General features: G+C 54.8%; 1 protein-coding gene. It reads left to right on the top strand.

The annotated features are described in order from the left end of the window. Positions 1-784, top strand: a 784-nt coding sequence (locus V756_RS01000000123015; RefSeq protein ID WP_032682239.1) for an amino acid adenylation domain-containing protein, incomplete at both ends; no start/stop codon positions are given.

The raw sequence follows: 784 nt of genomic DNA on the forward strand, positions 1-784 counted from the left end.
CTCTTTTTCCTTTGATGCATCTGTCTGGCAGCTGTTTTGGTGGTCGCTTTCCGGCGCTTCGGCGTATCTGCTTCCGCCCGGCTGGGAGAAAGATCCGGCATTGATCGTAAAAGCCATTCATCAGGAACGTATTACAACGGTTCATTTTATTCCGGCTATGCTGAACAGCTTTCTGGATCAAGCGGAAATTGAAAGGCTGAGTGGCGGGACAAGCCTGAAGCGTGTATTCGCCGGAGGTGAACCGCTTGCGCCCCATATGGCAGCCCGTTTTGCTTCTGTATTGCCTCATGTATCGCTGATCCATGGCTACGGGCCGACAGAAGCAACGGTAGATGCGGCATTTTATGTGTTGGACCCAGAGCGGGACACGGATCGCTTGCGGATTCCGATCGGGAAGCCCGTACCTGGTGCGCGTTTGTATGTTTTAGATCCGCATTTAGCCGTACAGCCTACCGGTGTCGCCGGCGAACTGTACATTGCCGGAGCGGGTGTTGCCAGAGGTTATTTGAATCGGCCGGCCTTAACGGCAGAGCGTTTTCTTGAGGACCCGTTTTATCCGGGTGAACGCATGTACAAAACAGGGGATGTGGCGCGCTGGCTCCCTGACGGACACGTTGAATTCCTCGGCCGGTTGGATGATCAAGCCAAAATCAGAGGCTACCGGATTGAGCCCGGAGAAATTGAAGCGGCGCTTAGAAGCATAGAAGGCATAAGGGAGGCGGCCGTGACCGTACGGACAGACAGCGGCGAGCCGGAATTATGCGCATATATAGAAGGGCTCCGG

Origin of the sequence: Bacillus tequilensis KCTC 13622 (assembly GCF_000507145.1) — a bacterium.
Taxonomy (GTDB): domain Bacteria; phylum Bacillota; class Bacilli; order Bacillales; family Bacillaceae; genus Bacillus; species Bacillus tequilensis.